At 66.3% G+C, this 25,736-nt stretch carries 25 protein-coding genes and 1 tRNA gene; 12 read left to right on the forward strand and 14 right to left on the reverse strand.

Translation table 11 applies throughout. The features are described from left to right. Positions 1-110: 110 nt before the first annotated feature. Positions 111-2,717, forward strand: a complete 2,607-nt coding sequence (gene topA, locus D5084_RS11805) for a type I DNA topoisomerase (protein WP_128515693.1) — start codon at positions 111-113, stop codon at positions 2,715-2,717. Between the two features lie 233 nt (positions 2,718-2,950). On the opposite strand, the gene choV is transcribed toward topA, so the two are convergent. From choV to choX, 3 genes are all read right to left on the reverse strand, one after another. Next, positions 2,951-3,979: a choline ABC transporter ATP-binding protein gene (gene choV / locus D5084_RS11810; RefSeq protein ID WP_128515694.1), complete on the reverse strand. Its 1,029-nt coding sequence runs from the start codon at positions 3,977-3,979 to the stop codon at positions 2,951-2,953. Next, complete coding sequence (gene choW, locus D5084_RS11815) at positions 3,976-4,827, reverse strand: choline ABC transporter permease subunit (protein WP_128515695.1); 852 nt, start codon at positions 4,825-4,827, stop codon at positions 3,976-3,978. The genes choV and choW overlap by 4 nt, the downstream gene beginning before the upstream one ends. A 64-nt stretch (positions 4,828-4,891) precedes the next feature. Then, complete coding sequence (choX, locus tag D5084_RS11820; RefSeq protein ID WP_128515696.1) at positions 4,892-5,821, reverse strand: choline ABC transporter substrate-binding protein; 930 nt, start codon at positions 5,819-5,821, stop codon at positions 4,892-4,894. 89 nt (positions 5,822-5,910) lie between these two features. Here choX and betI point away from each other — a divergent pair, with 89 nt between their 5' ends. The 3 genes from betI to D5084_RS11835 all read left to right on the forward strand — a co-directional run bounded on the left by betI (position 5,911) and on the right by D5084_RS11835 (position 8,452). Further along, entirely contained in the window at positions 5,911-6,495 is a 585-nt protein-coding gene (betI, locus tag D5084_RS11825; RefSeq protein ID WP_128515697.1) for a choline-binding transcriptional repressor BetI, read from the forward strand. After that, entirely contained in the window at positions 6,495-8,144 is a 1,650-nt protein-coding gene (gene betA, locus D5084_RS11830; RefSeq protein ID WP_128515698.1) for a choline dehydrogenase, read from the forward strand. The genes betI and betA overlap by 1 nt, the downstream gene beginning before the upstream one ends. A 71-nt stretch (positions 8,145-8,215) precedes the next feature. Further along, positions 8,216-8,452 carry an HP1242/YdcH family protein gene (locus D5084_RS11835; protein ID WP_128515699.1) on the forward strand — a complete coding sequence of 79 codons (237 nt, stop codon included), beginning with the start codon at positions 8,216-8,218 and terminating at the stop codon, positions 8,450-8,452. 54 nt (positions 8,453-8,506) lie between these two features. Here the strand turns inward: D5084_RS11835 and D5084_RS11840 are convergent, their stop codons facing one another. The 3 genes from D5084_RS11840 to D5084_RS11850 all read right to left on the reverse strand — a co-directional run bounded on the left by D5084_RS11840 (position 8,507) and on the right by D5084_RS11850 (position 11,577). Continuing rightward, positions 8,507-9,901 carry a helix-turn-helix domain-containing protein gene (locus D5084_RS11840; protein ID WP_128515700.1) on the reverse strand — a complete coding sequence of 465 codons (1,395 nt, stop codon included), beginning with the start codon at positions 9,899-9,901 and terminating at the stop codon, positions 8,507-8,509. Between the two features lie 50 nt (positions 9,902-9,951). Then, positions 9,952-11,160, reverse strand: coding sequence for a multidrug effflux MFS transporter (locus D5084_RS11845; protein WP_128515701.1), 1,209 nt, complete (start codon positions 11,158-11,160; stop codon positions 9,952-9,954). A gap of 63 nt (positions 11,161-11,223) precedes the next feature. Then, positions 11,224-11,577 carry a DMT family protein gene (locus tag D5084_RS11850; RefSeq protein WP_128515702.1) on the reverse strand — a complete coding sequence of 118 codons (354 nt, stop codon included), beginning with the start codon at positions 11,575-11,577 and terminating at the stop codon, positions 11,224-11,226. Between the two features lie 180 nt (positions 11,578-11,757). Here D5084_RS11850 and D5084_RS11855 point away from each other — a divergent pair, with 180 nt between their 5' ends. The 6 genes from D5084_RS11855 (at position 11,758) to D5084_RS11875 (ending at position 17,260) form a co-directional block, all read left to right on the forward strand. After that, entirely contained in the window at positions 11,758-13,290 is a 1,533-nt protein-coding gene (locus D5084_RS11855; RefSeq protein WP_128515703.1) for an acyl-CoA carboxylase subunit beta, read from the forward strand. Between the two features lie 2 nt (positions 13,291-13,292). Continuing rightward, entirely contained in the window at positions 13,293-13,706 is a 414-nt protein-coding gene (locus D5084_RS11860; protein ID WP_128515704.1) for a DUF6497 family protein, read from the forward strand. Positions 13,707-13,917: 211 nt separating this feature from the next. Further along, on the forward strand, positions 13,918-14,046 hold the full coding sequence (locus tag D5084_RS18875) for a hypothetical protein (RefSeq protein ID WP_274378896.1): 129 nt from the start codon (positions 13,918-13,920) through the stop codon (positions 14,044-14,046). A 186-nt stretch (positions 14,047-14,232) separates the two neighbouring features. Beyond that, a complete protein-coding gene (locus D5084_RS11865) occupies positions 14,233-14,634 on the forward strand; it encodes a hypothetical protein (RefSeq protein ID WP_128515705.1) in 402 nt (133 codons plus the stop codon). Between the two features lie 310 nt (positions 14,635-14,944). After that, positions 14,945-15,163 (forward strand): YMGG-like glycine zipper-containing protein, encoded by a 219-nt coding sequence (locus D5084_RS11870; protein WP_128515706.1) that lies wholly within the window; start codon positions 14,945-14,947, stop codon positions 15,161-15,163. A 93-nt stretch (positions 15,164-15,256) separates the two neighbouring features. Further along, positions 15,257-17,260 carry an acetyl-CoA carboxylase biotin carboxylase subunit gene (locus D5084_RS11875; RefSeq protein WP_128515707.1) on the forward strand — a complete coding sequence of 668 codons (2,004 nt, stop codon included), beginning with the start codon at positions 15,257-15,259 and terminating at the stop codon, positions 17,258-17,260. Positions 17,261-17,354: 94 nt separating this feature from the next. On the opposite strand, the gene D5084_RS11880 is transcribed toward D5084_RS11875, so the two are convergent. Then, entirely contained in the window at positions 17,355-17,825 is a 471-nt protein-coding gene (locus tag D5084_RS11880; protein ID WP_128515708.1) for a DUF4174 domain-containing protein, read from the reverse strand. Positions 17,826-17,890: 65 nt separating this feature from the next. On the opposite strand from D5084_RS11880, the gene scpA reads away from it, so the two are divergent. After that, a complete protein-coding gene (scpA, locus tag D5084_RS11885) occupies positions 17,891-20,017 on the forward strand; it encodes a methylmalonyl-CoA mutase (protein ID WP_128515709.1) in 2,127 nt (708 codons plus the stop codon). 186 nt (positions 20,018-20,203) lie between these two features. Here scpA and D5084_RS11890 read toward each other — a convergent pair whose 3' ends face one another. The 7 genes from D5084_RS11890 to D5084_RS11920 all read right to left on the reverse strand — a co-directional run bounded on the left by D5084_RS11890 (position 20,204) and on the right by D5084_RS11920 (position 25,427). After that, entirely contained in the window at positions 20,204-20,593 is a 390-nt protein-coding gene (locus tag D5084_RS11890) for an AAA+ family ATPase (RefSeq protein WP_128515710.1), read from the reverse strand. Between the two features lie 31 nt (positions 20,594-20,624). Beyond that, positions 20,625-21,680: an endonuclease/exonuclease/phosphatase family protein gene (locus D5084_RS11895; protein WP_128515711.1), complete on the reverse strand. Its 1,056-nt coding sequence runs from the start codon at positions 21,678-21,680 to the stop codon at positions 20,625-20,627. Continuing rightward, entirely contained in the window at positions 21,677-22,390 is a 714-nt protein-coding gene (locus D5084_RS11900) for a molecular chaperone DjiA (protein WP_128515712.1), read from the reverse strand. Before D5084_RS11900 ends, D5084_RS11895 begins: the two co-directional genes overlap by 4 nt. Positions 22,391-22,421: 31 nt before the next feature. Beyond that, a complete protein-coding gene (locus tag D5084_RS11905) occupies positions 22,422-22,907 on the reverse strand; it encodes a GNAT family N-acetyltransferase (RefSeq protein WP_128515713.1) in 486 nt (161 codons plus the stop codon). Beyond that, positions 22,904-23,518, reverse strand: coding sequence for a VOC family protein (locus D5084_RS11910; protein WP_128515714.1), 615 nt, complete (start codon positions 23,516-23,518; stop codon positions 22,904-22,906). The genes D5084_RS11905 and D5084_RS11910 overlap by 4 nt, the downstream gene beginning before the upstream one ends. Beyond that, a complete protein-coding gene (locus tag D5084_RS11915) occupies positions 23,515-25,086 on the reverse strand; it encodes a Ppx/GppA family phosphatase (protein WP_128515715.1) in 1,572 nt (523 codons plus the stop codon). Before D5084_RS11915 ends, D5084_RS11910 begins: the two co-directional genes overlap by 4 nt. A gap of 125 nt (positions 25,087-25,211) precedes the next feature. Further along, entirely contained in the window at positions 25,212-25,427 is a 216-nt protein-coding gene (locus D5084_RS11920; protein WP_128515716.1) for a DUF6324 family protein, read from the reverse strand. 149 nt (positions 25,428-25,576) lie between these two features. Between D5084_RS11920 and D5084_RS11925 the strand changes: the two genes are divergently transcribed. Next, positions 25,577-25,653 (forward strand) — tRNA-His (locus D5084_RS11925). Positions 25,654-25,736 lie beyond the last annotated feature (83 nt).

A 25,736-nucleotide genomic window follows, 5' to 3' on the forward strand; every position in this document is an offset into this window, starting at 1 on the left:
AGCGACCGAACGGAAGCGACGAGCGTCCGTTTGCCCCCCGGTTGACAAGTCTGCCGCGACACCCACATGGTGCCGCGCCGTCCGTGGGGCCTTGGAGCGTTGGGAAACACATGCCAGTCGTCGTCGTCGAATCCCCCGCCAAGGCCAAGACAATCAACAAGTATCTTGGCCCCGACTTCACGGTTCTCGCCTCTTACGGCCATGTCCGGGACCTGCCGGCGAAGGATGGCTCGGTCGATCCCGAACATGGATTCGACATGCTGTGGGAAGTCGCCCCCGAATCGAAGAAACACGTCCGCGCCATCGCCGAGGCGCTGAAGTCCGACGACACCCTGATCCTTGCGACCGACCCCGACCGCGAGGGCGAGGCGATCAGCTGGCACCTGAAGGAGGCCCTGCAAGGCAGCCTGAAGAAAGGCAAGAAAGTCGCCCGCGTCACCTTCAACGCCATCACCAAGGACGCCGTGACCAAGGCGATGAAGGAACCGCGCGACATCGACACACCGCTGGTCGAGGCCTATCTCGCCCGTCGTGCGCTGGACTATCTGGTGGGCTTCACCCTGTCGCCGGTCCTGTGGCGCAAGCTGCCGGGCGCGAAATCGGCGGGCCGGGTGCAATCGGTCTGCCTGCGGCTCATCGTCGAGCGCGAGATGGAGATCGAGGCCTTCAAGGCCCAGGAATACTGGACGGTGAAGGCCGTGTTCCGCACCCCGCGCGGGCAGGAGTTCGAGGCCGGGATGGTCACTCTGGGCGGCAAGAAGCTGACCAAGTTCGACATCCCGACCGCCACCGCTGCCGAACTGGCCGTCCAAGCGGCGAAATCGCGCGATTTCAAGGTGATGGCGGTGGAATCGAAACCTGCCACCCGCAATCCCTGGCCGCCCTTCATGACCTCGACCCTGCAACAGGAGGCAAGCCGCAAATACGGCATGGGCGCCAAGCAGTGCATGAACGCGGCACAGCGGCTCTATGAGGCGGGCTACATCACCTACATGCGGACCGACGGGATCGACATGGCGCCCGAGGCGGTGATGGCCGCCCGCGACGAGATCAGGCGGCGGTTCGGCGAGGCCTACGTCCCGGATTCTCCCAGGATGTACAAGAACAAGGCCAAGAATGCTCAGGAAGCACATGAATGCATCCGGCCGACGGACATGGGTCTTGGTCCCGAGAAGATCCGGGTCGAGGAGGACCAGCGCAAGCTCTATGACCTGATCTGGAAGCGGACGATTGCCAGCCAGATGGCCGCCGCGCGGCTGGAGCGGACGGCGGTGGACGTGGCCTCGCCCGATGGTCAGGTGGGGTTCCGGGCCAATGGTCAGGTGGTGCTGTTCGACGGCTATCTCAAGGTCTACGACCAGGGCCGCGACGACCGGCAGGAGGGTGAGGAGGACGAAGAGGGCCGCCTGCCGCAGGTGATGCAGGGCGAGGCGCTGGACAAGGGCGCGGTGACGCCAGAGCAGCATTTCACCCAGCCCCCGCCGCGCTATACCGAGGCGACGCTGGTCAAGCGGATGGAAGAGTTGGGGATCGGGCGGCCCTCTACCTATGCCTCGATCCTGACCACGATCGTTGACCGGGAATATGTGCGGAAGGAGAAGAACCGTCTGATCCCCGAGGACAAGGGGCGGCTGGTGACGGCGTTCCTGGCGAACTTCTTCAAGCGCTATGTCGAGTATGATTTCACCGCCGATCTTGAGGCGGAGCTGGACGATGTCTCGGCCGGAGAGCGCGACTACAAGGACGTGCTGGCCCGCTTCTGGCGCGACTTTTCGGCTGCGGTGGCCGAGACGGCGGACCTGCGCATCGGCGAGGTGCTGGAGAAGCTGGACGATTTCCTGGCCCCGCATCTCTACCCGCCGCGGGCGGATGGCGGCGATCCCCGGATCTGCCCGACCTGCGGGACGGGGCGGCTGCATCTGAAGACGGCGCGCTCGGGCGGGGCCTTCATCGGCTGCGGCAACTATCCGGAATGCCGCTACACGCGGCCGTTGGCGGGGGATGCCGAGAGTGTGGCCTCGGACGGGCGGGTGCTGGGGCTGGATGAGGCGGGCAACGAGATCAGCCTGCGGGCGGGGCGGTTCGGGCCCTACGTCCAGCGGGGCGAGGCCAGCGAGGCCAATCCGAAGCCCGACCGGGCGAGCCTGCCGAAGGGGTGGACTCCCGATGGGCTGACTTTGGAGCGGGCGCTTGCCCTGCTTTCCCTGCCGCGCGAAGTTGGCAGGCATCCCGAGGATGGCGTGCCGGTCGAGGCGGGGATCGGGCGGTTCGGGCCCTATGTGAAGCATGGCTCGGTCTATGCGAACCTGCCGGAGGTCGAGGAGGTCTTCACCATCGGGATGAACCGGGCGGTGGAAGTGCTGGCCCAGAAGGCGAGCCGGGGCCGGGGCAGGGCCGCCCCTGCGGGGCCGCTGAAGGTGCTGGGGGCGCATCCGGACGGCGGCGAGGTCCAAGTGATGCCAGGCAGATACGGGCCCTATGTGAAGTGGGAAAAAGTGAACGCGACGCTGCCGAAGGGGGTGGAGCCGGAGGCGGTCACTCTGGAGGAGGCGCTGGCCCTGATCGCCGAGAAGGCGGGGAAGTCGGGGGGGAAGAAGAAGGCGGCTTCCAAGGCTCCGGCGAAGAAGGCGGCGGCCAAGCCTGCGGCGAAGAAGGCCCCAGCGAAGGCGGGGGTGAAGAAGGCGGCTCCGAAGAAGCAGGCGGCCAAGGCAGAGTAAGCGCCGCGCGCGGCGCCATTTTCCAGCCCAATGAAATCAAGAGGTTGGTTGCGGGCCTTTACCCGGGCTTAACTTTTTGGCGTGGCACTTCGGGGCGGCTCGTCGCGCAGTTCGCGCTCTCCTCTCTGGGGTGTCGTACCGATGAGGACGCAGGGGTCCCTCCCGTTCGGCGGGCCAAGACTTTTCGAAAAGTCTTGGCAAAAGTTTTCGAAAACTTTTGCCCCCGGTGTCCGTCAGCCGCGCGGGTTGATGAGCTTGGCGATCAGCCCCGCCGTCCGAACCATCCCGAGGTTGCGGCCGTTTTCCGTCACCACCAGTTCGGCCACGCCCTGCGCCATCAGGTCCATGATGTCCTTCACAGGCGTTTCGGCATCCAGCGCGCGGGCATGGGCCGAGGCTTCACCGGCCTCCATCACGTCGCGGGCGGTGAGCACCCCGAGCGGGTTCATGTGCGCGACGAAATCGGCCACATAGTCCGAAACCGGGTTCGCGATGATCTCGCGCGCGGTGCCGCATTGGACGATCCGCCCGCCCTCCATCAGCGCGATGCGGTTGCCGATCTTGAAGGCCTCGTCGAGGTCATGGCTGACGAAGACGATGGTGCGCTTCAGCTTCTGTTGCAGGTCCAGAAGCTCGTCCTGCAACTTCGACCGGATCAGCGGGTCAAGCGCGCTGAACGGTTCGTCCATCAGCAGGATCGGCGCTTCGGTCACGAAGGCGCGAGCCAGGCCCACGCGCTGCTGCATCCCGCCCGAGAGGTCGCCCACCTTGCGGTCGACCCATTGCGACAGGTTCACCAGCTCCAGCTGCGCATCGACGCGCGGGCGGCGCTGGGCGGGGGGGATGCCGGCAAGCTCCAGCCCCAGGCCCACGTTTTCGCGCACCGTGCGCCAGGGCAGCAGGCCGAACTGCTGGAACACCATGGCGACGCGGGTCGCGCGCAGGCGGCGGAGCGTCGCCGGGTCGGCCTTCGTCACCGAGACCATGTGGTCGCCGTCCAGCACCCGCACCTCGCCCCTGACCACGGGGTTCAGCGCATTGACCCCGCGCAGAAGCGTGGACTTGCCGCTGCCCGACAGACCCATCAGCACCAGGATCTCGCCCTCGGCTACGGACAAGGTGCAGTCGTGCACGCCCAGCACCTGGCCGGTGGCCTGCTGCACCTCGGCACGCGACTTGCCCTGATCCATCAGCGGCAGGGCGGTTTCCGGCCGGTCGCCGAAGACGATGGAAACGCGGTCGAATTCGACGGCATTGGTCATTTGCGCGTCACCCTAAGCATGCGGTCCAGCATGATCGCCACCACGACGATAACCATCCCCGATTCGAACCCGAGCGCGGAGTTGTTCTGCCCCAGCGCCCGCACCACGGGGATGCCAAGGCCGTTGGCGCCCACCATGGCGGCGATGACCACCATCGACAGCGACAGCATGATGGTCTGCGTCAGCCCCGCCATGATCTGCGGCAGGGCATAGGGCAGTTCCACCTTCCACAGCTTCTGTCGGGGCGTGGCGCCAAAGGCGGTTGCGGCCTCGATCAGCGCCGTGGGCGTGGCCGAGATGCCAAGGTAGGTGAGCCGGATCGGCGCGGGGACGACGAAGATCACCGTGGCCAGAAGGCCCGGCACCATGCCGAGGCCGAAGAAGACCACGGCGGGGATCAGATAGACGAAGGTCGGCAGGGTCTGCATCAGGTCGAGGATCGGCGACATGGCGGCGTAAAGCCGGGGCCGGTGCGCGGCGGCGATGCCGATGGGCACCCCGATCGCCATGCAGATCAGGCAGGAGTAGAACAGCAGGACGAGGCTTTCGGTCGTGGCCTTCCAGTAGCCCTGGTTCAGAATGAAGAGAAAGCCCAGCAGCACCAGAAGGCAGGTTTTCCAGGACCTTTGCAGCACCCAGGTCAGCGCGACGAACAGCGCCACGACGATCAGGGGATGCGGCCACTGGATCAGCGACAGCGTGGCGTTGATGAGCCAGCCGCAGGCATCGCTGATCCCGTCGAACAGCGGGCGCGCATTGGCCTTCAGCCAGTCCACGCCCTGTTTGGCCGCCCAGCCCACCGGAATCTTCTCGAATAGCCACGGAAAGGTGGTTTGCAGCCAGTCCACGTCGGTCCCCCCCGTTCAGCCGGGTCGAAAGCGGCGGCCGGGTTGAGCCCCGGCCTGCCGAAGCCTATTGCAGCGCCGCCGCGACGGCCGCCTTGGCGTCGCCGCCGTCCTTCGTGGTCACGCCGTCCAGCCAGGCCTCCCAGGTCGCCGGATTGGCGGCAAGCCAGGCCTTGGCGGCCTCACGCGGGTCGGTGCCGTCGTTCAGGATCGCGCCCATGATCTCGTTTTCCATCTGGAGCGAGAAGCTGAGGTTCTGCAGGAACTTGCCGGTATTGGGGCATTCCTGGACATAGCCCTTGCGGGTGTTCGTCGCCACGATGGCGCCGCCGAAATTCGGGCCGAAGACATCGTCGCCGCCCGAAAGATAGGTCAGCTTGAAGTTCGCGTTCATCGGGTGCGGTTCCCAGCCGAGGAAGACGATGGGCTTGCCCGCGCTGGTCTTGCGGTCCACCTCGGCCAGCATGCCCTGTTCGCTGCTTTCGACCAGTTCAAAGCCGCCGAGGCCGAACTTGTCGGCGGCGATCATGTCGAGGATCAGCCGGTTGCCGTCATTGCCGGCCTCGATGCCGTAGATGCGGTTTTCCAGTTCTTCGGCATGGTCCTTGATGTTGGAGAAATCGCTGATCCCCAGCGCCGCGCCGTATTCGTTGGTGGCCAGCGTGTATTTCGCGCCTTCCAGGTTGGTGCGGACGGTCTCGACCGTGCCGGCCTCGCGGTAGGAGGCGATGTCGCCCTCCATCGTCGGCATCCAGTTGCCGAGGAACACGTCGATGTCGCCCTCGGCCAGGCCCGCGTAGGTCACGGGGACGGAGAGGATGTTGGTCTCGGTCTGGTAGCCGAGCGCCTCGAGCACCAGCGTCGTCGCGGCGGTGGTGGCGGTGATGTCGGTCCAGCCGACGTCCGAGAAGACGATCTTGTCGCAGCCCTCGGCGAAGGCGGACCCGGCCAGCGCGAAGGTGACGGCGGTGGTCATGAGAGTGGAACGGATGAACATGGAAACTCCCCGCAGTTTTTTGTTGATTGACGAGTCAATAAACTTCGCCCTTATTCGGTTTGGCAAGAGATTTCTGGGGCCGCACCGACATGCCGAAGCTTGGAATGGAGCCTATCCGCAAGGAAGCCTTGGTGAAAGCCACGATTGTCGAGATCGGCAGGGTGGGGTCGCTGGATGTGACGGTCAGCCAGATCGCCAAGCGGGCGGGGATGTCGAGCGCGCTGGCGCATCATTACTTCGGGTCGAAGGAAGAGATGTTCCTAGCCGCGATGCGGCACATCATGACGCTCTATGGCGCCGAGGTGCGCGGTGCGCTGTCGGTGGCCGAGGGGCCGGAGGGGCGGATCAGGGCGATTCTTCGGGCCAGTTTCAGCCCCGGCAACTTCCGGCGCGAGGCGGTGGGGGCCTGGCTGAACTTCTGGGTCCTGGCGCAGACGGTGCCGGCAGCCAGGCGGCTTCTGGCGATCTATCAGGGGCGGCTGCGGTCGAATCTGGTCTCGGCGCTGCGGCCCTTGGCTGGGGATCGGGCCGAGGGGATCGCCGAATCGCTGGGGGCGCTGATCGACGGGCTTTACCTGCGCGAGGTGCTGAAATCGGGCGCGCCGGACGGGGCGGCGGCGGTGGAGCTGGCGCTGCGGCACCTGGAAGCGGAACTCAAGCGGGGGGCGGTCTGATGCAGGCGGATTATGTGATCGTGGGGGCCGGGTCGGCGGGCTGTGCGATGGCCTATCGGCTGGCCGAGGCGGGCAAGCGGGTGGTGGTGATCGAGCATGGCGGGTCTGACGCGGGGCCCTTCATCCAGATGCCGGGCGCGCTGAGCTATCCGATGAACATGGGGATCTACGACTGGGGCTTTGCCACGGAACCCGAGCCGCATCTGGGCGGGCGGGTGCTGGCGACGCCGCGCGGCAAGGTGATCGGGGGGTCCTCGTCGATCAACGGGATGGTCTATGTCCGGGGCCACGCGCGCGACTTCGACACCTGGGCCGAGATGGGGGCGGACGGCTGGTCCTATGCCGACGTGCTGCCCTATTTCAAACGGATGGAAACTTCGCACGGCGGGTCGGGCCCGGAGTTCCGCGGCACGGACGGGCCGCTGCACGTCACCCGCGGCAAGCGGGAAAACCCGCTGTTCGACGCCTTCATCGAGGCCGGGCGGCAGGCGGGATACCCCGTGACGGCGGACTACAACGGCCAGCAGCAGGAGGGCTTCGGCCCCTTCGAGGCGACGATCCACAAGGGGCGGCGCTGGTCGGCGGCGAATGCCTATCTGAAGCCTGCGCTGAAGGGGGGGAACGTGCAGGTGGTGCGGGGGTTCGCCCGCCGCGTGGTGCTGGAGGGCAGGCGTGCGGTGGGGGTCGAGGTCGATACCCGCGCCGGGCGGCAGGTGATCCGGGCGGGGCGCGAGGTGATCATTGCGGCGTCCTCGATCAACTCGCCGAAGCTTCTGATGCTGTCGGGGATCGGCCCTGCGGCGCATCTGAAGGAGCACGGGATCGAGGTGGTCGCGGATCGGCCCGGCGTGGGGGCGAACTTGCAGGACCATCTGGAAATCTACATGCAGTTCGCGGCCAGCCAGCCGATAACCCTTTACAAATACTGGAATCTCTGGGGCAAGGCCTGGGTGGGCGCGCAATGGCTTCTCAGCCGGTCGGGGCCGGGTGCCTCGAACCAGTTCGAGGCCTGCGCCTTCATCCGGTCGAAGGCCGGGGTGGAATACCCCGACATCCAGTATCACTTCCTGCCCATCGCCGTGCGCTATGACGGCAAGGCGGTGGCGGAAGGTCACGGCTTTCAGGCCCATGTCGGGCCTATGCGGTCGAAGTCGCGCGGCTCGGTCACGCTGCGGTCTGGCAATCCCACGGACGCGCCGGTGATCCGGTTCAACTACATGTCGCACCCCGAGGACTGGGAGGATTTCCGCACCTGCATCCGCCTGACGCGCGAGATCTTCGGGCAGGAGGCGTTCAAACCTTACCTCAAGGCCGAACTGCAACCGGGGCCGGGTGTCCAGACCGACGCCCAACTGGACGACTTCCTGCGCGAGCATGTCGAAAGCGCCTATCACCCCTGCGGCACCTGCCGGATGGGGCGGGCGTCCGACCCGATGGCGGTGGTCGATCCCGAATGCCGGGTCATCGGGGTCGAAGGGCTGCGGGTGGCCGATTCGTCGATCTTCCCGCAGGTGACGAACGGCAACCTGAACGCCCCCTCGATCATGACCGGCGAGAAGGCGGCAGATCATATCCTGGGGCGGACGCCCTTGCCGGCCTCGAACCTGGAGCCCTGGATCAACCCGAACTGGCGGGTGTCGCAGCGCTAGCTTGATCCCGGTCAAGGCGGCGGGGTGCGGGGTGTTCCAGACTGGCTGGGACAGTCAAGAAGGAGAAACCGATGTCGAACACCCCGCACACGCTGCACGAGGAATTTCCGGGCGATGCGCAGAAGATCAGTGCGTTGAAATCAACGGACGCGCATTTCGCCAAGCTGTTGATCGAATATGACGTGGTCAACGACAAGGTGCATCGGGCGGAAACGCGGCTGGACCTGCTGACCGAGGAGGAGGAAGAGACCCTGCGCAAGCTGCGCGCTCGGCTGAAGGACCAGATCGCGGCGGCGTTGCGGAAGTAGCGCACCTTCGGATGGTGCGCTGTAGCGCACCCTGCGCCGGGACGCCGGCGGCGGTCAGCCGATCTCGTAGGGAAGGACGTCGCGGGCGTTGGGGTTGATCTTCAACCGGCCTTCCAGTGGCGGAACGCTGCGCTGGTGGCAGTTGATGCGCTCGCAGATGCGGCAGGAAATCCCGATGGGCTCGAACCTGCCTTTCAGGTCGAGCCCGTCGGAATAGACAAGCTGCGGCGCGTGCTGCACTTCGCAGCCGAGGCCGATGGCATAGCGGCGCACGGGTGCGAGGAAGGCGCCGGCGGGTTTCGACACATCGCGGGCAAGGCAGAGATAGCGCACGCCGTCCGGTGTTTCCGCCAGTTGCCGCAGGAATTGTCCCGGGGTTTCAAAGGCCTGGTGGACGTTCCACAGGGGGCAGGCCCCGCCGAAGCGGGCGAATTGCAGCCGGGTCGAGGAGTGGCGCTTGGTGATCGTGCCGGCCTGATCGACGCGGACGAAGAAGAAGGGGATGCCCTTGGCGCCGGGGCGTTGCATCGTGGACAGCCGGTGGCCGACCTGTTCGATCGAGGCGCCGAAGATGTCGGCGAGCCGTTCGAGGTCGTGGCGCACCTCTTGCGCGGCGGTCAGGAAGGCGCGGTAGGGCAGGAGCGCCGCCCCGGCGAAGTAGTTCGCCAGGCCGATCTTGGCGATGTCGCGTGCCTCGGGCGTGGAAAACCTTGCGAGGTCGAGGGTTGCCTCGAGAAGCTCGTTCTGCGTCAGAAGCGCGACCTGATGCAGGAGCTGGAAGCGCTGCGAGGGGCCTGAAGCGCGGGCGGAGATGTCGAGGCGTTTCGCCTGCGGGTCATAGTGGCGCAGGGGCGCGGTGTTCGAATAGTGCAGGCTGATCCCGGCGCGCCTCAGCAGGTCCTGCGCCAGGGTTTCGATGGATTTTCCGTTGCTTGCCGAAGTCGCGAAATGTTCCGCAGCGCGGTCGATGGCATCGAGGTAATTGTCGCAATAGTGAAAGAAATCGCGGACCTCCTCCCAGGCGGAGGGGCGGAGGTCGGCGTCCTCGCGGCCCAGGGCTTCGTCGAGGGAGGCGAGGCGTTCGTGGGTCTGGCGGTAGGCGCGGTGGAGGTCGAGGAAGGCGCGGGCCAGCGCCGGGGCGTTGGAGGCGGCGAGGCGGAGGTCGGCCAAGGGCGGGGTGGCGGTGGTGAAGACGGGGTCGGCCAGCGCCTCGCGCATGTCGGTGACGAGGCGCTCGGATTCGCCCACCGTCAGTTCGGTCACGTCAAGGCCGAATTCCTGCGCGAGCGCCAGCACCACGGCGGCCGAGACGGGCCGGTGGTTGTTCTCCATCTGGTTCAGATAGGGCAGCGAGACCTTCAGCTTGTCGGCGAAGGCCTTCTGGGTCAGGCCGAGACGGGCGCGGATCTCGCGCAGCTTGACGCCGGCATAGAGTTTCTGGGTGGCCATCGGAACCTCTTTGCAAAGCTATGCGGCGCTTTGCAAAGCTGCGTCAAGGGTCAGGCGAGGCCGATCTGCCGGGCGCGGCGGATCACGAAGAGGATGGCCAGGACCGAGGCTGCGGAAGAAGCCAGCATCAGAAGGATGAGCGGCATTTCCGAAGAGCCGGGGCCGAGGAGGACGCCGGCAAAGGCGGCAAGGGCGGCGCCGCCGCCGATCAGGATGGCTCCACCGAGGCCCGAGGCGGTTCCGGCGAGGTCGGGGCGGACCGACAGCATCCCGGCATTGGCATTGGGCAGGCAGATGCCGTTGCCGAGGCCCATGAAGACAGTGAGGCCGAAGAACATGGTGGGGCCGGAGAGGCCCGCGAGGGTGAGAAGGGCGAGGATCGCCATGCCGGCAGTGGTCACGAGGCAGCCGAGAAGGATCATCCGGTTCATGCCGATCCGCACCGAGTAGCGCCCGGCGAAGAAGTTGCCTGCCGCGTAACCGATGGCGGTCAGGGCGAAAAGCGCGCCGACATGGGTGGAGGAGAGGCCATAGATCTTGTCGCCGACATAGGGCGCCCCGCCGAGGTAGGCGAAGAAGCAGCCCGAGGCGAAGGCGGCGGAAAGGGTGTAGCCCCAGAACCTTTGCGAAGCGAAAAGCGCGGGGTAGCTGCGGATCTGGTCCATCAGGCTGACGCGGCGCAGAGTGGCGGTCTCGCCCAGGTCGGCCCAGACGAGGGCGAGGGTGCCGAGGCCGAGGATCAGGAGCAGCGCGAAGTTCGCCTGCCAGCCGTAGAGGTCGTCGAGGGCTCCGCCGATCACCGGGCCGATCATGGGGACAAGGCTCATGCCCATGGTGACATAGCCGATCATGCTGGCGGCGCGTTCGTCGGCCACCATGTCGCGGACGACGGCGCGGGAGAGGACCATGCCCGAGGCGATGACGGCCTGGGCCATGCGGAAGATCAGGAACCAGGTCGCGGTGGGGGCAAGCAGCGTCCCGACGGTGGCGAGGAGGAACAGGACCAGCGACCAGATCAGCACGGCGCGGCGGCCATAGCGGTCGGAGATCGGGCCGATCACGATCTGGAGAAGGGCGGAGAGCAGGAGGTAGAGCGCCACGGACTGCTGCATCACGCCGTAGGGGACGCCGAACCAGGTCGCCATTCCGGGCAGCGAGGGCAAAAAGATGTTCATCGTCAGGGCCGACAGCCCGGCCATCAGGATCAGGGTGACGATCTTCGGCGGGGTCGTCCGGTCAAGGAATACGGGCTCTTGCATAGGTGATGGGCTACGCCTGCGGGTCCGGATTGTCCACAGGCGGCCGGGTGGGGAAACCCGGCGTCACGCCCATTTGTGAAAGATGAAGAAGGCCCCCGCCGCGATGAACGCGAAACCGACGAGGTGGTTCCAGGACAGCGGCTCTTTCAGGTAGAGGACCGAGAACACGGCGAAAACCGACAGGGTGATGACCTCCTGGATCGTCTTCAGCTCGGCGGCGGAGAAATGGCCGTGCCCGATGCGGTTTGCGGGGACCTGCAACACATATTCGAAAAACGCGATCCCCCAGGAGACCAGGATCACGGTGACAAGCGCGCTTTCCTTGAACTTCAGGTGGCCATACCAGGCGAAGGTCATGAAGATGTTCGAGGCGAGAAGCAGGCCGATGGTCACGACGGGGATGGGCAGGTTGGGCATGATGTCCTCGGGATGGCGATCCGGGAGGGCATAGCGCGGCAACCGGCAAGGTCCAAGGCTTTGCGATTTCGCAATTTGAAGCAGAGCATTTCAAAGTGGTTTGCAAATTTTCTCATTGCCGCTTCTCGCACCCGCAGCGTTCCCGTAAGGTGCAGCGGACATCAGCCGGGGGAGGGCGCGATGAAGGACATTCTGGCAGAGCTTGAGGCCCGTCGCGCGGCTGCGCGTGCCGGGGGGGGCGAGCGTCGGGTGGCCGCACAGCACGCCAAGGGCAAGCTGACCGCGCGGGAGAGGATCGAGCTGCTGCTGGACGAGGGCAGCTTCGAGGAATTCGACATGTTCGTCGCGCACCGCTGCACCGATTTCGGCATGGAGAAGGACCGCCCCGCAGGCGATGGCGTCGTCACCGGCTGGGGCACGATCAACGGGCGGCAGGTCTATGTGTTCAGCCAGGACTTCACGGTCATGGGTGGGTCGGTGTCGGAAACGCATGGCGCCAAGATCTGCAAGATCATGGACATGGCGATGCAGAACGGCGCGCCGGTGATCGGGATCAACGATTCCGGCGGGGCGCGGATCCAGGAAGGGGTCGCCAGCCTTGCGGCCTATGGCGAGGTTTTCCAGCGCAACATCGAAGCCAGTGGCGTCGTCCCCCAGATCAGCCTCATCATGGGCCCTTGCGCGGGCGGGGCGGTCTATTCCCCGGCGATGACCGACTTCATCTTCATGGTGAAGGACTCGTCCTACATGTTCGTCACCGGCCCCGATGTGGTCAAGACCGTGACGAACGAGGTGGTGACGGCGGAAGAACTCGGCGGGGCCTCGACCCATACCCGCAAGTCCAGCGTTGCCGACGGGGCGTTTGAAAACGATGTCGAGGCGCTGGCGGAAATCCGCAGGCTGTTCGACTTCCTGCCCCTGAACAACCGGCAGAAGGCGCCGGTGCGGCCGTTCTTCGACGATCCGTCGCGGATCGAGCCAAGCCTCGACACGCTGGTGCCCGACAACCCGAACCAGCCCTACGACATGAAGGAACTGATCACGAAGGTCGCGGACGAGGGCGATTTCTTCGAGATTCAGAAGGACTTCGCCGCCAACATCATCATCGGCTTCATCCGGCTGGAGGGGCAGACCGTGGGCGTGGTGGCGAACCAGCCGATGGTGCTGGCCGGGTGCCTGGACATCGACGCATCCCGCAAGGCCGCGCGCTTCGTGCGGTTCTGCGATGCCTTCGAGATTCCGATCCTGACCTTCGTCGATGTGCCGGGCTTTCTGCCGGGGACGGGGCAGGAATACGGCGGTGTCATCAAGCACGGGGCGAAGCTTCTGTTCGCCTATGGCGAGGCGACGGTGCCGAAGGTCACGGTCCTGACCCGCAAGACCTATGGCGGGGCCTATGTGGTGATGGCCTCCAAGCACCTGAAGGCCGATTTCAACTATGCCTGGCCCACGGCGGAGGTTGCGGTGATGGGGGCGAAGGGCGCGGTCGAGATCCTGTATCGGTCAGAGCTTGGCGAGCCGGAAAAGATCGCGGCCCGGGTCAAGGACTACGAGGACCGCTTTGCCAACCCCTTCGTGGCGGCGGAAAAGGGCTTCATCGACGAGGTCATCATGCCGCATTCGACGCGGCGGCGCGTGGCGCGGGCCTTTGCGGCGCTGCGCGGCAAGAAGGCCGCGATGCCGTGGAAGAAACACGACAACATCCCGCTGTGACGATGCGTCGCCTTGCACCCCTGCGCCGTTCCGCCCTGCTGGCCATGGTCCTTGCGGCCTCGGCCTGCCAGGACGACTCACCGGCGGGCGAGGCGGTCGAGGTGCCCTCGGGGCGGCCGCTGACGCTGATCGATGTCATCACCGACGTGCGCGGCCCGCAAGGCGCCACCGCGCGGTTCCGCTTTCTGGCGCCGGGGCTTGCGCAGGATGAGGTCGAAGCGGCGGCCGAGGACATGCAGGCGGTCTGCGACACGTTCGCCATCAAGCGGATCGACGGGATGGTGCCCGCCCCGCAGCAGATCGTGATCTCGTTCTCCAGCGAAGTGGTTCCCTTCGGCCAGGCGGCGCCCGACGTGGTGCAGTTCTTCGAATCCTACCGCCCGGAAAACGGTGCCTGCGTCTGGGAGGTCTTCTGATGCAGACGCGAGATGTTGTTTTTCCGACTGGCCATGCACTATCGGCTGATGTAGGAACGCCACAGGTCGAGAACTTGGTCCGGCGCTCATACCAATCCGAAATTCTTTCGGATAAAGTGGCGACGGGCCGGGCCAAATCGGCCTTAAACAGCGAACAGGTGCCGGAATGCCGAATGGCTTCCGAAGCGCCCCTAGAAGGATGGAGTAGAGGATGTCGAAGAGCGCACGTCTCGTTCTGGTTCTGGCTGCGGTTGCAGCTCTGGCTGCTTGCGCCAAGAAGGAAGAGCCGATGCCCGAGCCGGTCACCCCGGAAGTCGTGGACACCGGCAAGTACAAGTAATCTACCGGAGCGGGCCTGCCGGCCTTGGCAGGGCAGGCCCGCGCCCATCGACGGCCTCCTGCGCAAGGGCGCGGTTTGCAGGCCGGATTTCCCTGACATGGCAAGTGCTTCGCGGTATGGCCTCTGGGCTGTCCCGGCGCTTTCGCCTATCCCTGCCGTCGATTGCCACGACAGGAGACAGGCGAGATGCTGAAGCACCGCGGATTTCCGGGCCGGATGCCCGGAACCGATTTCCAGTTCACGATTCGCCGCGCCAATGTGAAGGACGGCGCGACCAAGCTGATCCGACGCGAGCGGTTCAAGGACCGCAAGCATGTCGACCGGCTGGCCGATCAGGCTTTCATGGCGGCGCTCTGGCAGTATTTCGGGGAAGAGCCGTTCGAGCGTGGCAACCTCGATGCAGGGCGGCTGTCCTGGCTTTTCGGGCGCGAGGTCGTCCCGGCGGAAGACCCGTTCGATCCCTGTTCCTATGAGGCGCTGCTGCGTATCGACGTGAAGCGCGCGCAAGCGGCCTTTCCCGAGGTCTTTGCGCCCGACGCGCCCGACGCGCTGGCTGACGACTGGGACGAGGACGAGGAACAGGCATGAATTCGCCGACCCATCAGGCTTTTTGGCGCAGTTTTGCTCAGGCCCGGGCGGCTGTTTTCTATGGGTTTGCAATGGCTGGATCGTCGCGCCATTGTTTCGGTGCGGGTCTGCGGCAGTCCAGCCATGACTTGCACAGTCTACGTTGTTACCCTTCCCCTTCCTCTCGGTCCGGCCCGTCCCAGGCCGGACCGATCCTTGCCGGGCGGCGGGCTGCTGCCGATCGCGCGCGTGGTGACAGATATTGCTTCCAAATCCTCGATCTTGCGGTAGAATCAGCCGCAATAACAACAATCCTACGAGGCAGTACACAATGCAGAAGTCGCTTATCGTCTTCGCTCTTCTTGTCCTACCCCTGGCAGGCTGCATGCAGGACCCCGCGTCCCGCGGTCTGGCCGGTGCGGCCGCAGGCGCTGTTGTCGCCGACGCGACCGAGAATGACGTGCTTACCGGTGCGCTTATCGGCGGCCTTGCCGGTGTCGCGACCTGCGGTATCGAGCTGGGCCTGCCGCCCTGTCGCTCGGGCTACTGACGTAACCGCCTTCGGGCGGGTCCACACGACCAGAAAGGACCATCCGGGCCGTGCGCCCGGGTGGTCCTTTGCATTTTCCGATGGGGGGAGCCGATGTTTGACAAGATCCTGATCGCCAACCGGGGCGAAATCGCCTGCCGGGTCATCAAGACCGCGCGCAGGATGGGGATCAGGACGGTGGCGGTCTATTCCGACGCCGACCGCAATGCACTGCATGTGCAGATGGCCGACGAGGCGGTGCATATCGGGCCCCCTCCTGCCGCGCAGAGCTATATCGTGATCGACAGGATCATGCAGGCCATTCGCCAGACCGGCGCGCAAGCCGTGCATCCGGGCTATGGCTTCCTGTCCGAGAACCGCAACTTCGCCGCCGCGCTGGAGGCGGAAGGGGTGGTGTTCATCGGGCCGCCTTCGCCCGCGATTGAAGCCATGGGGGACAAGATCACCTCGAAGAAGATCGCGCAGGAGGCGGGGGTTTCGACGGTTCCGGGCTACATGGGCCTGATCGCCGACGCGGACGAGGCGGTGAAGATCAGCCGCGAGATCGGCTATCCGGTGATGATCAAGGCCAGCGCGGGCGGCGGCGGCAAGGGGATGCGGATCGCCTGGAACGATGCCGAGGCGGCAGAGGGCTTCCAGTCGTCGAAGAACGAGGCGGCGTCGTCCTTCGGCGACGATCGGATCTTCATCGAGAAATTCGTCACGCAACCGCGCCACATCGAAATTCAGGTACTGGCCGACAAGCACGGCAACTGCGTCTATCTGCACGAGCGGGAGTGCAGCATCCAGCGGCGGAACCAGAAGGTCATCGAGGAGGCGCCCTCGCCTTTCCTGGACGAGGCGACGCGGAAGGCGATGGGCGAACAGGCCTGCGCGCTGGCGAAGGCGGTCGGCTATACCTCGGCGGGGACGGTGGAGTTCATCGTCGATGGCAACCGCAACTTCTATTTCCTTGAAATGAACACCCGTTTGCAGGTCGAACATCCGGTGACGGAGCTGATCACCGGGGTCGATCTGGTCGAACAGATGATCCGCGTGGCCGACGGCCAGCCGCTGCCGTTCCGGCAGGCGGACCTGAAGATCCACGGCTGGGCGATGGAAAGCCGGCTTTATGCCGAGGACCCTTACCGGAACTTCCTGCCCTCCATCGGGCGGCTGACGCGCTACCGGCCCCCCATGGAAGGCCGCACCGAGCGCGGGGGCGTCGTGCGCAATGATACCGGCGTCCAGGAGGGCGGCGAGATCAGCATGTTCTACGACCCGATGATCGCCAAGCTCTGCACCTGGGGCCCGACGCGGGCCGATGCCATCGAGGAGATGCGGCTGGCGCTGGATACCTTCGAGGTGGAGGGCATCGGGCACAACCTGCCGTTCTGTTCCGCCGTGATGGACCATCCGCGCTTTGCCTCTGGCAACATCACCACGGCCTTCATCGCCGAGGAATACGAGGGCGGGTTCACCGGGGCGGTGCTGGATGCAAGCCTCTTGCGGCGCGTGGCGGCGGCGGCGGCGGCGATGAACCGGGTGGCGGAGATCCGGCGGACGCGGATTTCCGGCACGATGGACAACCACACGCGGCGGGTGGGCGATGACTGGGTGGTCACGCTGCAGGGCGAAAGCTGGCCGGTGACGGTGAAGGCCGACCATGAAGGCGCGACCGTGGCCTTCGAGGATGGGACCGACCTGCGGGTGGAAAGCGACTGGACACCGGGCCAGCCTCTGGCGCGGCTGACGGTGGGCGGCGAGCCTCTGGTCATCAAGACCGCGAAGATTCCGATGGGCTTCCGGATGCGGCTGCGCGGCGCGGACCTGAAGGTCCATGTGCAATCGCCCCGCCAGAAGGCGCTGGCAGGGTTGATGCTGGAGAAGGCGCCGCCGGATACGTCGAAATACCTGCTTTGCCCGATGCCGGGGCTGGTGGTGAAGATCGCCGTGTCCGAAGGCGAGGAGGTGCAGGAGGGGCAGGCGCTGGCGACCGTCGAGGCGATGAAGATGGAGAACATCCTGAAGGCGGAACGCAAGGGCGTCGTGAAGAAGATCAAGGCCAGCCCGGGGGCGAGCCTGAAGGTCGATGACGTGATCATGGAGTTCGAGTGATGGAATGCCGGTCGGGCCGGGGACGATCTCTTCGAAGAAATCGTATCGGAGCCTTTGAAGGCTCCGGCCCGGAATTTTCAAAAATTCCGGGGGCCTACCGACCGGCGGGGTTCTTCTCCAGCGCCTCGCTGCGGGCGATGGGCATCTTGTCGATGGAGTTGATGATCTCGCGCCCCTCCCAGGGCAGGGGCTTGCGGATCGAGGGTTTCCAGTCCTTGTCCATCAGCACCAGCGAAAAGCCCCGGGGACGCAGCTTCCGGCGCAGATCGGAGGGGTTCGCGGGGTCGGTGTCGGTGATGAGGATGACGTCGCGGGCCTCGAACTGGGGGTAGTAGCGGGTCAGCAGCTCCATCTGCCGCAGGAAGGCGGGGTCGGCGGGGCTGTCGGCGAAGACGATGACCGGGCGGCGCTTGAAGAGGAGGTCGGCCTCGACAACCTCGGAGGCCGGAACCGGCGCGAAAGCGGGAGGGTCGGCGGGGGCCTCATCGGCCCCGGCGGCAAAGGCAAGCGCCGGAATGGCCAGGGCCAGGACGGCAAGGAACGGACGACGGGCGACTGCTTTCATGCCCCTGATATAGGCGGCATTCGGCAAAAGCCCAAGCGCGCGCGTGGCGCGGAACGGAGAGAGAGATGGCAGAGCTGAAGCAGTGGGAGGCGCTGGCCTCGAAGGAGCTGAAGGGCAGGGACCCTTCGAGCCTCAACTGGCAGACGCTGGAGGGGATCACGGTCAAGCCGCTCTATACCGCGGCGGATGTCGAAGGTCTGCCGCAGATGGACGAGTTGCCGGGCGTGGCGCCGTTCACGCGGGGCGTGCGGGCGACGATGTATGCCGGGCGGCCCTGGACGATCCGGCAATATGCGGGGTTCTCCACCGCCGAGGAGTCGAATGCCTTCTACCGCAAGGCGCTGGCGGGCGGGCAGCAGGGGGTCTCGGTGGCCTTCGATCTGGCGACGCACCGGGGCTATGACAGCGATCACCCGCGTGTGGTGGGGGATGTGGGCAAGGCGGGGGTCGCGATCGACAGCGTCGAGGACATGAAGATCCTCTTCGACGGCATCCCGCTGGAAAAGATCAGCGTTTCCATGACGATGAACGGGGCGGTGATCCCGATCCTGGCGAATTTCATCGTGGCGGGGGAAGAGCAGGGGGTGGCCCGCAAGGATCTGTCGGGGACGATCCAGAACGACATCCTGAAGGAATTCATGGTGCGGAACACCTATATCTATCCGCCCGAGCCTTCGATGCGGATCATCGCGGACATCATCGAATACACCAGCCGCGAGATGCCGAAGTTCAACTCGATCTCGATCAGCGGCTACCACATGCAGGAGGCGGGCGCGAACCTGGTGCAGGAGCTGGCCTTCACGCTGGCGGACGGCAAGGAATATGTCCGCACCGCCATGGAGCGGGGGATGGATGTGGACGACTTCGCCGGGCGGCTGTCGTTCTTCTTTGCCATCGGGATGAATTTCTTCATGGAGGTGGCCAAGCTGCGCGCGGCGCGGATGCTGTGGCACCGGATCATGTCCGGGTTCGGGGCGAAGAAGCCGTCCAGCCTCATGCTGCGGACGCATTGCCAGACCTCGGGCGTCAGCTTGCAGGAGCAGGACCCCTACAACAACGTGATCCGCACGGCCTATGAGGCGATGGCGGCGGTCCTCGGCGGCACGCAGTCGCTGCACACCAATGCGCTGGACGAGGCGATCGCCCTGCCGACCGAATTCAGCGCCCGGATCGCGCGCAACACGCAGCTGGTCTTGCAGGAGGAGACGGGGATCACCCATGTCGTCGATCCTCTGGCCGGGTCCTACTATGTGGAAAGCCTGACCGCGCAGCTGGCCGAGGAAGCCTGGAAGCTGATCGAGGAAGTCGAGGCGATGGGGGGCATGACCAAGGCGGTGGCGAGCGGCATGCCGAAGCTGCGGATCGAGGAGACGGCGGCGCGGCGGCAGGCGATGATCGACCGGGGCGAGGAGGTGATCGTCGGGGTCAACAAGTATCGCAAGGACAAGGAAGACCCGATCGACATCCTGGACATCGACAACATGGCGGTGCGCGAGGCTCAGGTCGCGCGGCTGAAGGCGGTGCGTGCCAGCCGCGACGAGGCGCGCTGTCAGGCGGCGCTGGATGAGGTGACGCGGCGGGCGGCGGAGGGGGGCAACCTTCTGGACGCGGCGGTGGAGGCGGCCCGGGCGCGGGCTTCGGTCGGGGAGATTTCGGACGCGATGGAAAAGGTGTTCGGGCGGCATCGGGCCGAGGTGAAGACCCTCGCGGGGGTTTATGGTGCGGCCTATGAGGGCGACGCGGGGTTCGAGGCGATCCAGCGCGACGTGGAGGCCTTTGCCGAGGCGGAAGGGCGGCGGCCGCGGATGCTGGTCGTCAAGATGGGACAGGACGGGCACGACCGGGGGGCGAAGGTGATCGCCACGGCCTTCGCCGACATCGGGTTCGACGTGGATGTGGGGCCGCTGTTCCAGACGCCGGAAGAGGCGGCGCAGGATGCGATCGACAACGACGTGCATGTCATCGGGATTTCCAGCCAGGCGGCGGGGCACAAGACGCTGGCTCCGCGGCTGATCGAGGTGCTGAAGGAACGGGGTGCGGGGGATATTCTGGTGATCTGCGGGGGGGTCATTCCGCAGCAGGACTACGACTTCCTGAAGGCGGCCGGGGTGAAGGCGATCTTCGGGCCGGGGACCAACATCCCGGCGGCGGCGAAGGAGATCCTGGACCTGATCCGGGCGGCGCGGGGGTAGGTGCGCCGCGCGTGGTCAGTTTTTCTGCGCGAGGAAAATCAAGGGGTTGGCTGTGGGCGTTTACGGTCTGGTCATCTTTGCCCCGGGCCGGGTTCGGGCTTGTCGATGACTTCGTCGCTCTGCGCCGGGCGGGCGGCGAGGGTGCCTCCGGCGGGAGTATTTGGGAAAAGAGCAAGACCCTGGGGCCTAAAGCTCGATCTCGCCGTTCGGGCCGGGTTCGGGGGCGGCTTGCGGGCCCATTTTCGGCGGCAGGGGCGCATTGCGGCGGATCAGGATGTCGCCGTTGGGCAGCATGATGGGCGCGTCGTAGTTCCTGATGTCGTCGATCATCGTGATGAGCTGGCGCAGCCTGGGGCCGATCTCTTCGCCAAGCCCCTTGAGGGCGGGACCCGCCTCTTCCAGCGCCTTGCCCATCTCGTCCAGCGCGGGCTGCATTTCCTGCATCATGCCGCGCATCACGAGTTTCATCCCCTCTTCCATCAGGCTGACGCCTTCGCCCTGGGCCCTTGGCGTGGCGGGGGGCTCTTCGGCCAGGGCCGGAGCAGCAAGGAAGCAGAGGAGCAGCGCAACTCTCATTCATTCAATATGGGGATGGCGACCCCGGTTTTCAAATCACATCTGGAATGTCGATGGTGACAGGGAAATGGTCGGAGGCCTGCAGGAGCGCTTCGCGCAGGTCGGGGATGTCCATGATCTGCGGATCGTCGAACGGGTGCCAGATGCGCCAGACGGGCGCGCGGGCGGCCAGGTCGGGCGAGACCATGATGAAATCGAGGAGCGCCTCGAAATAGCGCTTCTGCGGGGCAAGGTAGAAGCGCGCCGTGGTCGGGGTCGCCCCGCTGATCCGGCCATGGATTGCCATCGCGGCGTGAGGATCGAACAGATGGCGGGCGGGGTCGGGGCCGGTGCCCAGCACGATCTCGACCCCGGAATGGCCGAAGAGCCTTTCGAATTCGTCAAGGCCGGGGCCGTCGTTGAAATCACCCATCACCAGAAGGCTGTCGCCCCGGTCGAGATGTCCCTCGATCCGCTGTCGCAGCCAGAGGCATTGCGCCAGCTGCTTGCGGCGGTTCTCGATGGACAGCCGGATCTGCGCCTCGCGTCCGATGGCGCCGTGGGAGTTCTTCGACTTGGCGTGGACGCCGATCAGCCGCAGCGGGGTGCCGCTGCGGGTGGTGATGGCCAGTTCGAGCGGTGGTTTCGAAAAGCGGATGGTTTCCGAGATGCTGTCGGCATCCAGATCGTAGCGGAAGGTGGTGTCGAAGCGCGGGGCCTCGGATGAGCCCAGGCTCGTGGCAGGCTCGCCGATCGGATCGTGACGCGCGGTCAGGATGTCGGGATCGTAGAGGAAGGCGATTTCCTGTTCCGTGTCAGAGGGATAGCCGATCAGAGCCTTGCGGGCGCGCAGGCCTGCGGCGCGGGCGAAGGTCTCCAGCGCCTTGACGGTCGAGCGTTTGCCGTTGGTATCGGGCGCCTCGATGATGGTGATGCCGTCGGCGTCCATCGCGGTGAAGACGATGGCGAGCGCGGCCAGCTGTTCGCCGCGGCTGACCTTGTAGCGGGTCGAGGGCTCGCCATCGTCCAGCATCCGGCCATGGTCGTCGAACAGCGCGTTGAACCATTCGACATTGTAGGTCGCAAGGCGCAGGGGGCGGGCGGTCATGCCGCCTCTTTGGCCGAGATCGCGCGCCAGGCTTCGTTGATGAGTTGCAGGCGGCGTTCGGCGAGTTTCATCGCCTCGGGCGGGACGCCGCGGGACTGGAGCACATCGGGGTGGGTGTCGCGGACGAGGTCCTTCCAGGCCTTGCGGGCCTGATCCTTCGAGGCGTCGCGGGGCAGGCCGAGGACGTCATAGGGGTCGCGCGGGGCGCCTTCGACAAGGCGGGAGCGGACGATGGTGAAGCAGCGTTCGTCAAGGCCGAATTCCTGCGCGACATGGGCGAGGAAGGCATCTTCGCCTTCGTGGTAGGTGCCATCGGCCAGGGCGATCTGGAACAGCGCCTCGAGGATGTCGACAAGGACGTGGTGGTCGTCGGCGCAGATGCGCTTGCCCTCGGGGTTGAAGAGCCGCGCGATCTTGCGGGCATAGGCGTCGAAGCCTGCGACGTCCTGCCGGGCGAGGTTGTAGACGCGGGCGGCGTGTTCCTCTTCGCCGGGCGGAAAGGTGAAGATGCGGCGGAAGGCGGTCACTTCGTCGCGGGTCACGGTGCCGTCGGCCTTGGCCATCTTGGCGCCGAGGGCGAGGACGGCGATGGTGAAGCCGATGGAATTTTCCGGCGCGGGGGCGGCGCGCAGGCGGTCGAAGACGACCGACAGAGGTTCGCCCCGGGCAACGGCGGCGATGGCGTCGGCGATGCGGGTCCAGATCGACATGGCCCGACCATAACCGCGCCGCGCGGCGTTGTCAGAGGATTTTCTGCATCAGCACAAGGTCGATGTAGCGGCCGAACTTGAACCCGGCCTCGGGGATCGTGGCGATGTGGTGGTAGCCCAGGCGTTCGTGAAAGGCGCGGCCATCGGGGTTTTCGCCCGAGACGCCGGCGATCATCTGATGGGCCCCGGCGGCGCGGGCGTGATCCTCGATCGCGGTCAGAAGCATTCGGCCGAGGCCCCTGCGGGCGGTGCCGGGAAGGAGGGAGATCGAATGCTCCATGCAGGTCCGGTAGCCCTGACCGCCGCGGAACTGGCCGTAGCTGGCCTGACCGACGATCCGGCCGGCGTCCTCGGCCACGAGGAAGGCATGCCCGGCGGTGGCCTTGCTGGCGATCATGTCGAGGATGTCGGCACTGGTCCTGGGCACCGGGTTGAACGTGACGGCGGTGTTCAGGATCCAGTGGTTCAGAAGCGCGGCAAGCGCGGGGGCGTCGGCAGCGCGGGCGGGGCGGATCATGTCAGGACGCGGGTGCCGTTCGGAGTGTCGAATGTGGCGCGCAAGGCGCGGCAGGGGCCGGTCTCGACCCGGACGCGGGGGTCGACAAGGCCGGTGAGGGCGGCGCGCAGGGCGGGAGCCCGGGGGTGGGTGATCTCCAGCCGGGTGAGGCGGATGCCGTGATCGCGGAGCGAGCGGGCGGGGTGCAGCGCGCCCTGCCACTGGATGAGGGCGGGGTGGCAGTCGTCGAAGGGGAGCCTTCCGCTGGCCGGGACGGCAAAGCGCCAGCGATAGTCGCCGCGTTGCAGGTCGGTGGCGGTGCCGGTGCCGGGGGGGGCCTCGCGCAGGGCGGCGTCGAGGTCGTCGGTGCGGCAGATCCAGTTCGTGAGGCGCGGGGGGCCCTGGAACTGGTCGAGGTCGAACCAGCGCGGATGGGCGGGTTTCGGGGCGGCGGGGTCGATGGCGATGACTTCGAGGTAGAGGTCGCCCAGCGAGAGGAGCCGGTTGTGCGTGCCCATGTGCGGGTGCTTGCCGCCGCCTGCCAGCGGGGCGCCAAGCGCCATTTCCACCCAGGCGGCACCCTCTTCCAGCGTGGCGGCCGAGACGGCGAGGTGGTCGAGCGACAGGCTCATTCGGTGGCTTTCAGCACGACCTTGGTCGTGGCCTTGAGGGACAGGGCAAGGGCGGCGAAGCGGGCCTGGGCGACCTCGCCAAAGAGGCCGAGGCCGTCTTCGGTGAGCGCAAGGGTCAGCTGGCGCTTCTTCGGGTTCCAGCGGAGTTCCCCGGCCCTGGACGGGTCGCCGATCGAGAACATGGCGCCGAAGCGCATGGCCTTGCCCAGCGATTCGGCCGCCTGGATGTCGGTTTCGGACAGAAGGCGGAACAGGGGCTCCATCCGGCTGCCCGCGCGGCTGTTCTTGTAGCGGTGAAGAAGGGCGAGGCCCAGGAAGACGCGGCCGGGATGGTCGAGCCCGCCGAGGTTGGCGCGGGTGGCGTTGTCGAAGCAGGCCTCGGCCCGGTAGTCGGGGTGGGCGCGCCAGGTGGTGTCGTGCAGCAGGCAGGCGGCCTTGACGAGGCGGAGGCGGTCGGGGGAGGCACCCTTGAACAGGGGTTCGAGGAAGGCGAAGAGCTTTTTCCCGAAGCCGGGGATGCGGGCCTGGGTCAGTTCGGTCATCCGCGCGGCCTCGATCAGCGGATCGCGGGCGCGGAGTTTTTCCGGCATCTGTTCGTAGAGGAGACCTTCGCGGATGCCGTAGGCGGAGACGTCGATTTCCGAGGGTTTCAACACGCGGATGATCTCGCGCAGCACTTCGCAGGCGAGGGGGACAAGCTCCATCCGTTCGGCGCTGGTGCCGGTGCGGCCCCGCAGGGCGGGCAGGTCGGTCGTGGCCAGCCAGTCGAGCGTGGCCAGCAGGTTGTCGGGCGTCATGCGGTATTCGTGCAGGACGGTCAGCGGGTAGTTCCGCCGTTCCATGTCCAGACGCGCGATGACCCGCCAGGAGCCGCCGACGAGATAGATGCGGTCGTTGTCGGGCTTGATGTCCTTGACGGCGGCCTCGAGGATCGCGTCGATGTGGGCCTTGCGCTTCCTGGGCTCCGCGGAGATCTGTTGCAGCCGGAAGGGGCCGAGCGGGGTGGAGACGCGCTTGCCCACGCGGCCGTTGCCGATGCGGGCAAGCTCCATCGAGTTGCCGCCGATGTCGCAGACGATGCCGGTCGCCTCGGGCCAGCCAAGCAGCACGCCCTGGGCGGACAGCCGCGCCTCTTCGTCGCCGTCGATGACATGCAGTCTGAGGCCGGTTTCGCGCAGGACCTGGGCCTGAAACTCGGGGCCGTCCTCGGCCTCGCGGGTGGCGGCAGTGGCGACGACGGTGAAGGGGTTGATGTCCATCCCGCGCGCGAGAATCGAGAACCGCTTGAGCGCGGCCAGCGCGCGCTCCTTGCCTTCGGGGTTGAGCCGGCCGGTCTGGGCAAGCCCCTTGCCAAGGCCGCACATGATCTTTTCGTTGTAGAAATAGGCGGGCGAGCGGGCAGCCCCGTCGAAGACCACCATGCGGACCGAGTTCGAGCCGACATCCACCACGCCGACGCGGGACAGCGCGCGGACCGAGGGGTCGTCGAACAGGGGTTTGCCGAAAGGACCCCAATCGCCCGCGTCGTCGTCATCATCGGGCAGGGGGGCAGGTCCGTCTGCGGCCATGGAAGACTCCTCCGGGGTCGTGCGGCGGTATGGTGACGGGGCGAGGGGGTTCGGTCAACCGTAAGGGCGGGCCAAAACTCTTCGAAGAGTTTTGCAAATTCCTTCGAAGGAATTTGGCCCCGCGTCTAGCGTTTCTTCGGCTTGCCGCCACCGGCGCCCAGGGCGCGCGCGGCCTCGGCGGCGGCGCGCAGTTCCTCGGCGATTTCCTCGGCTTCCTCGGGGTCGAAGTCCAGCGGCAGGTCGATCCCGCCCTCGGCCTCGATGAAGATGCGCACCATGCCGGCGTCGGTGGGGCCGATCTGGAGGTTGGCGGCGATGTCACTGGGGGAGTTGATGCCCATGGGAATGCTCCGGCTTTGCCGTTCGGGTAACGGGCGGCGCGGCGCGGCGCAAGGAAAAACGTCGCGCCAGAGCGTGAGGCGCCGCCCTTTCGGCCGCTTGTATTGGCGCTTGCATTCGGTGGGGAGCGGGGCTAAATCGCGCCCCAAGTGCCGCCTTAGCTCAGTTGGTTAGAGCACCAGATTGTGGATCTGGGGGTCCCCCGTTCGAGCCGGGGAGGCGGTACCACCGAATCCAGAGGGCCCGGGCATGGCTGTCCCGGGCCCTTTGCATTGTGGCGTCCCGCGCCGGACATCCGGTCGGGCAAGGAC

Source organism: Tabrizicola thermarum, assembly GCF_003574395.1.
Classification (GTDB): Bacteria; Pseudomonadota; Alphaproteobacteria; order Rhodobacterales; family Rhodobacteraceae; genus Tabrizicola; species Tabrizicola thermarum.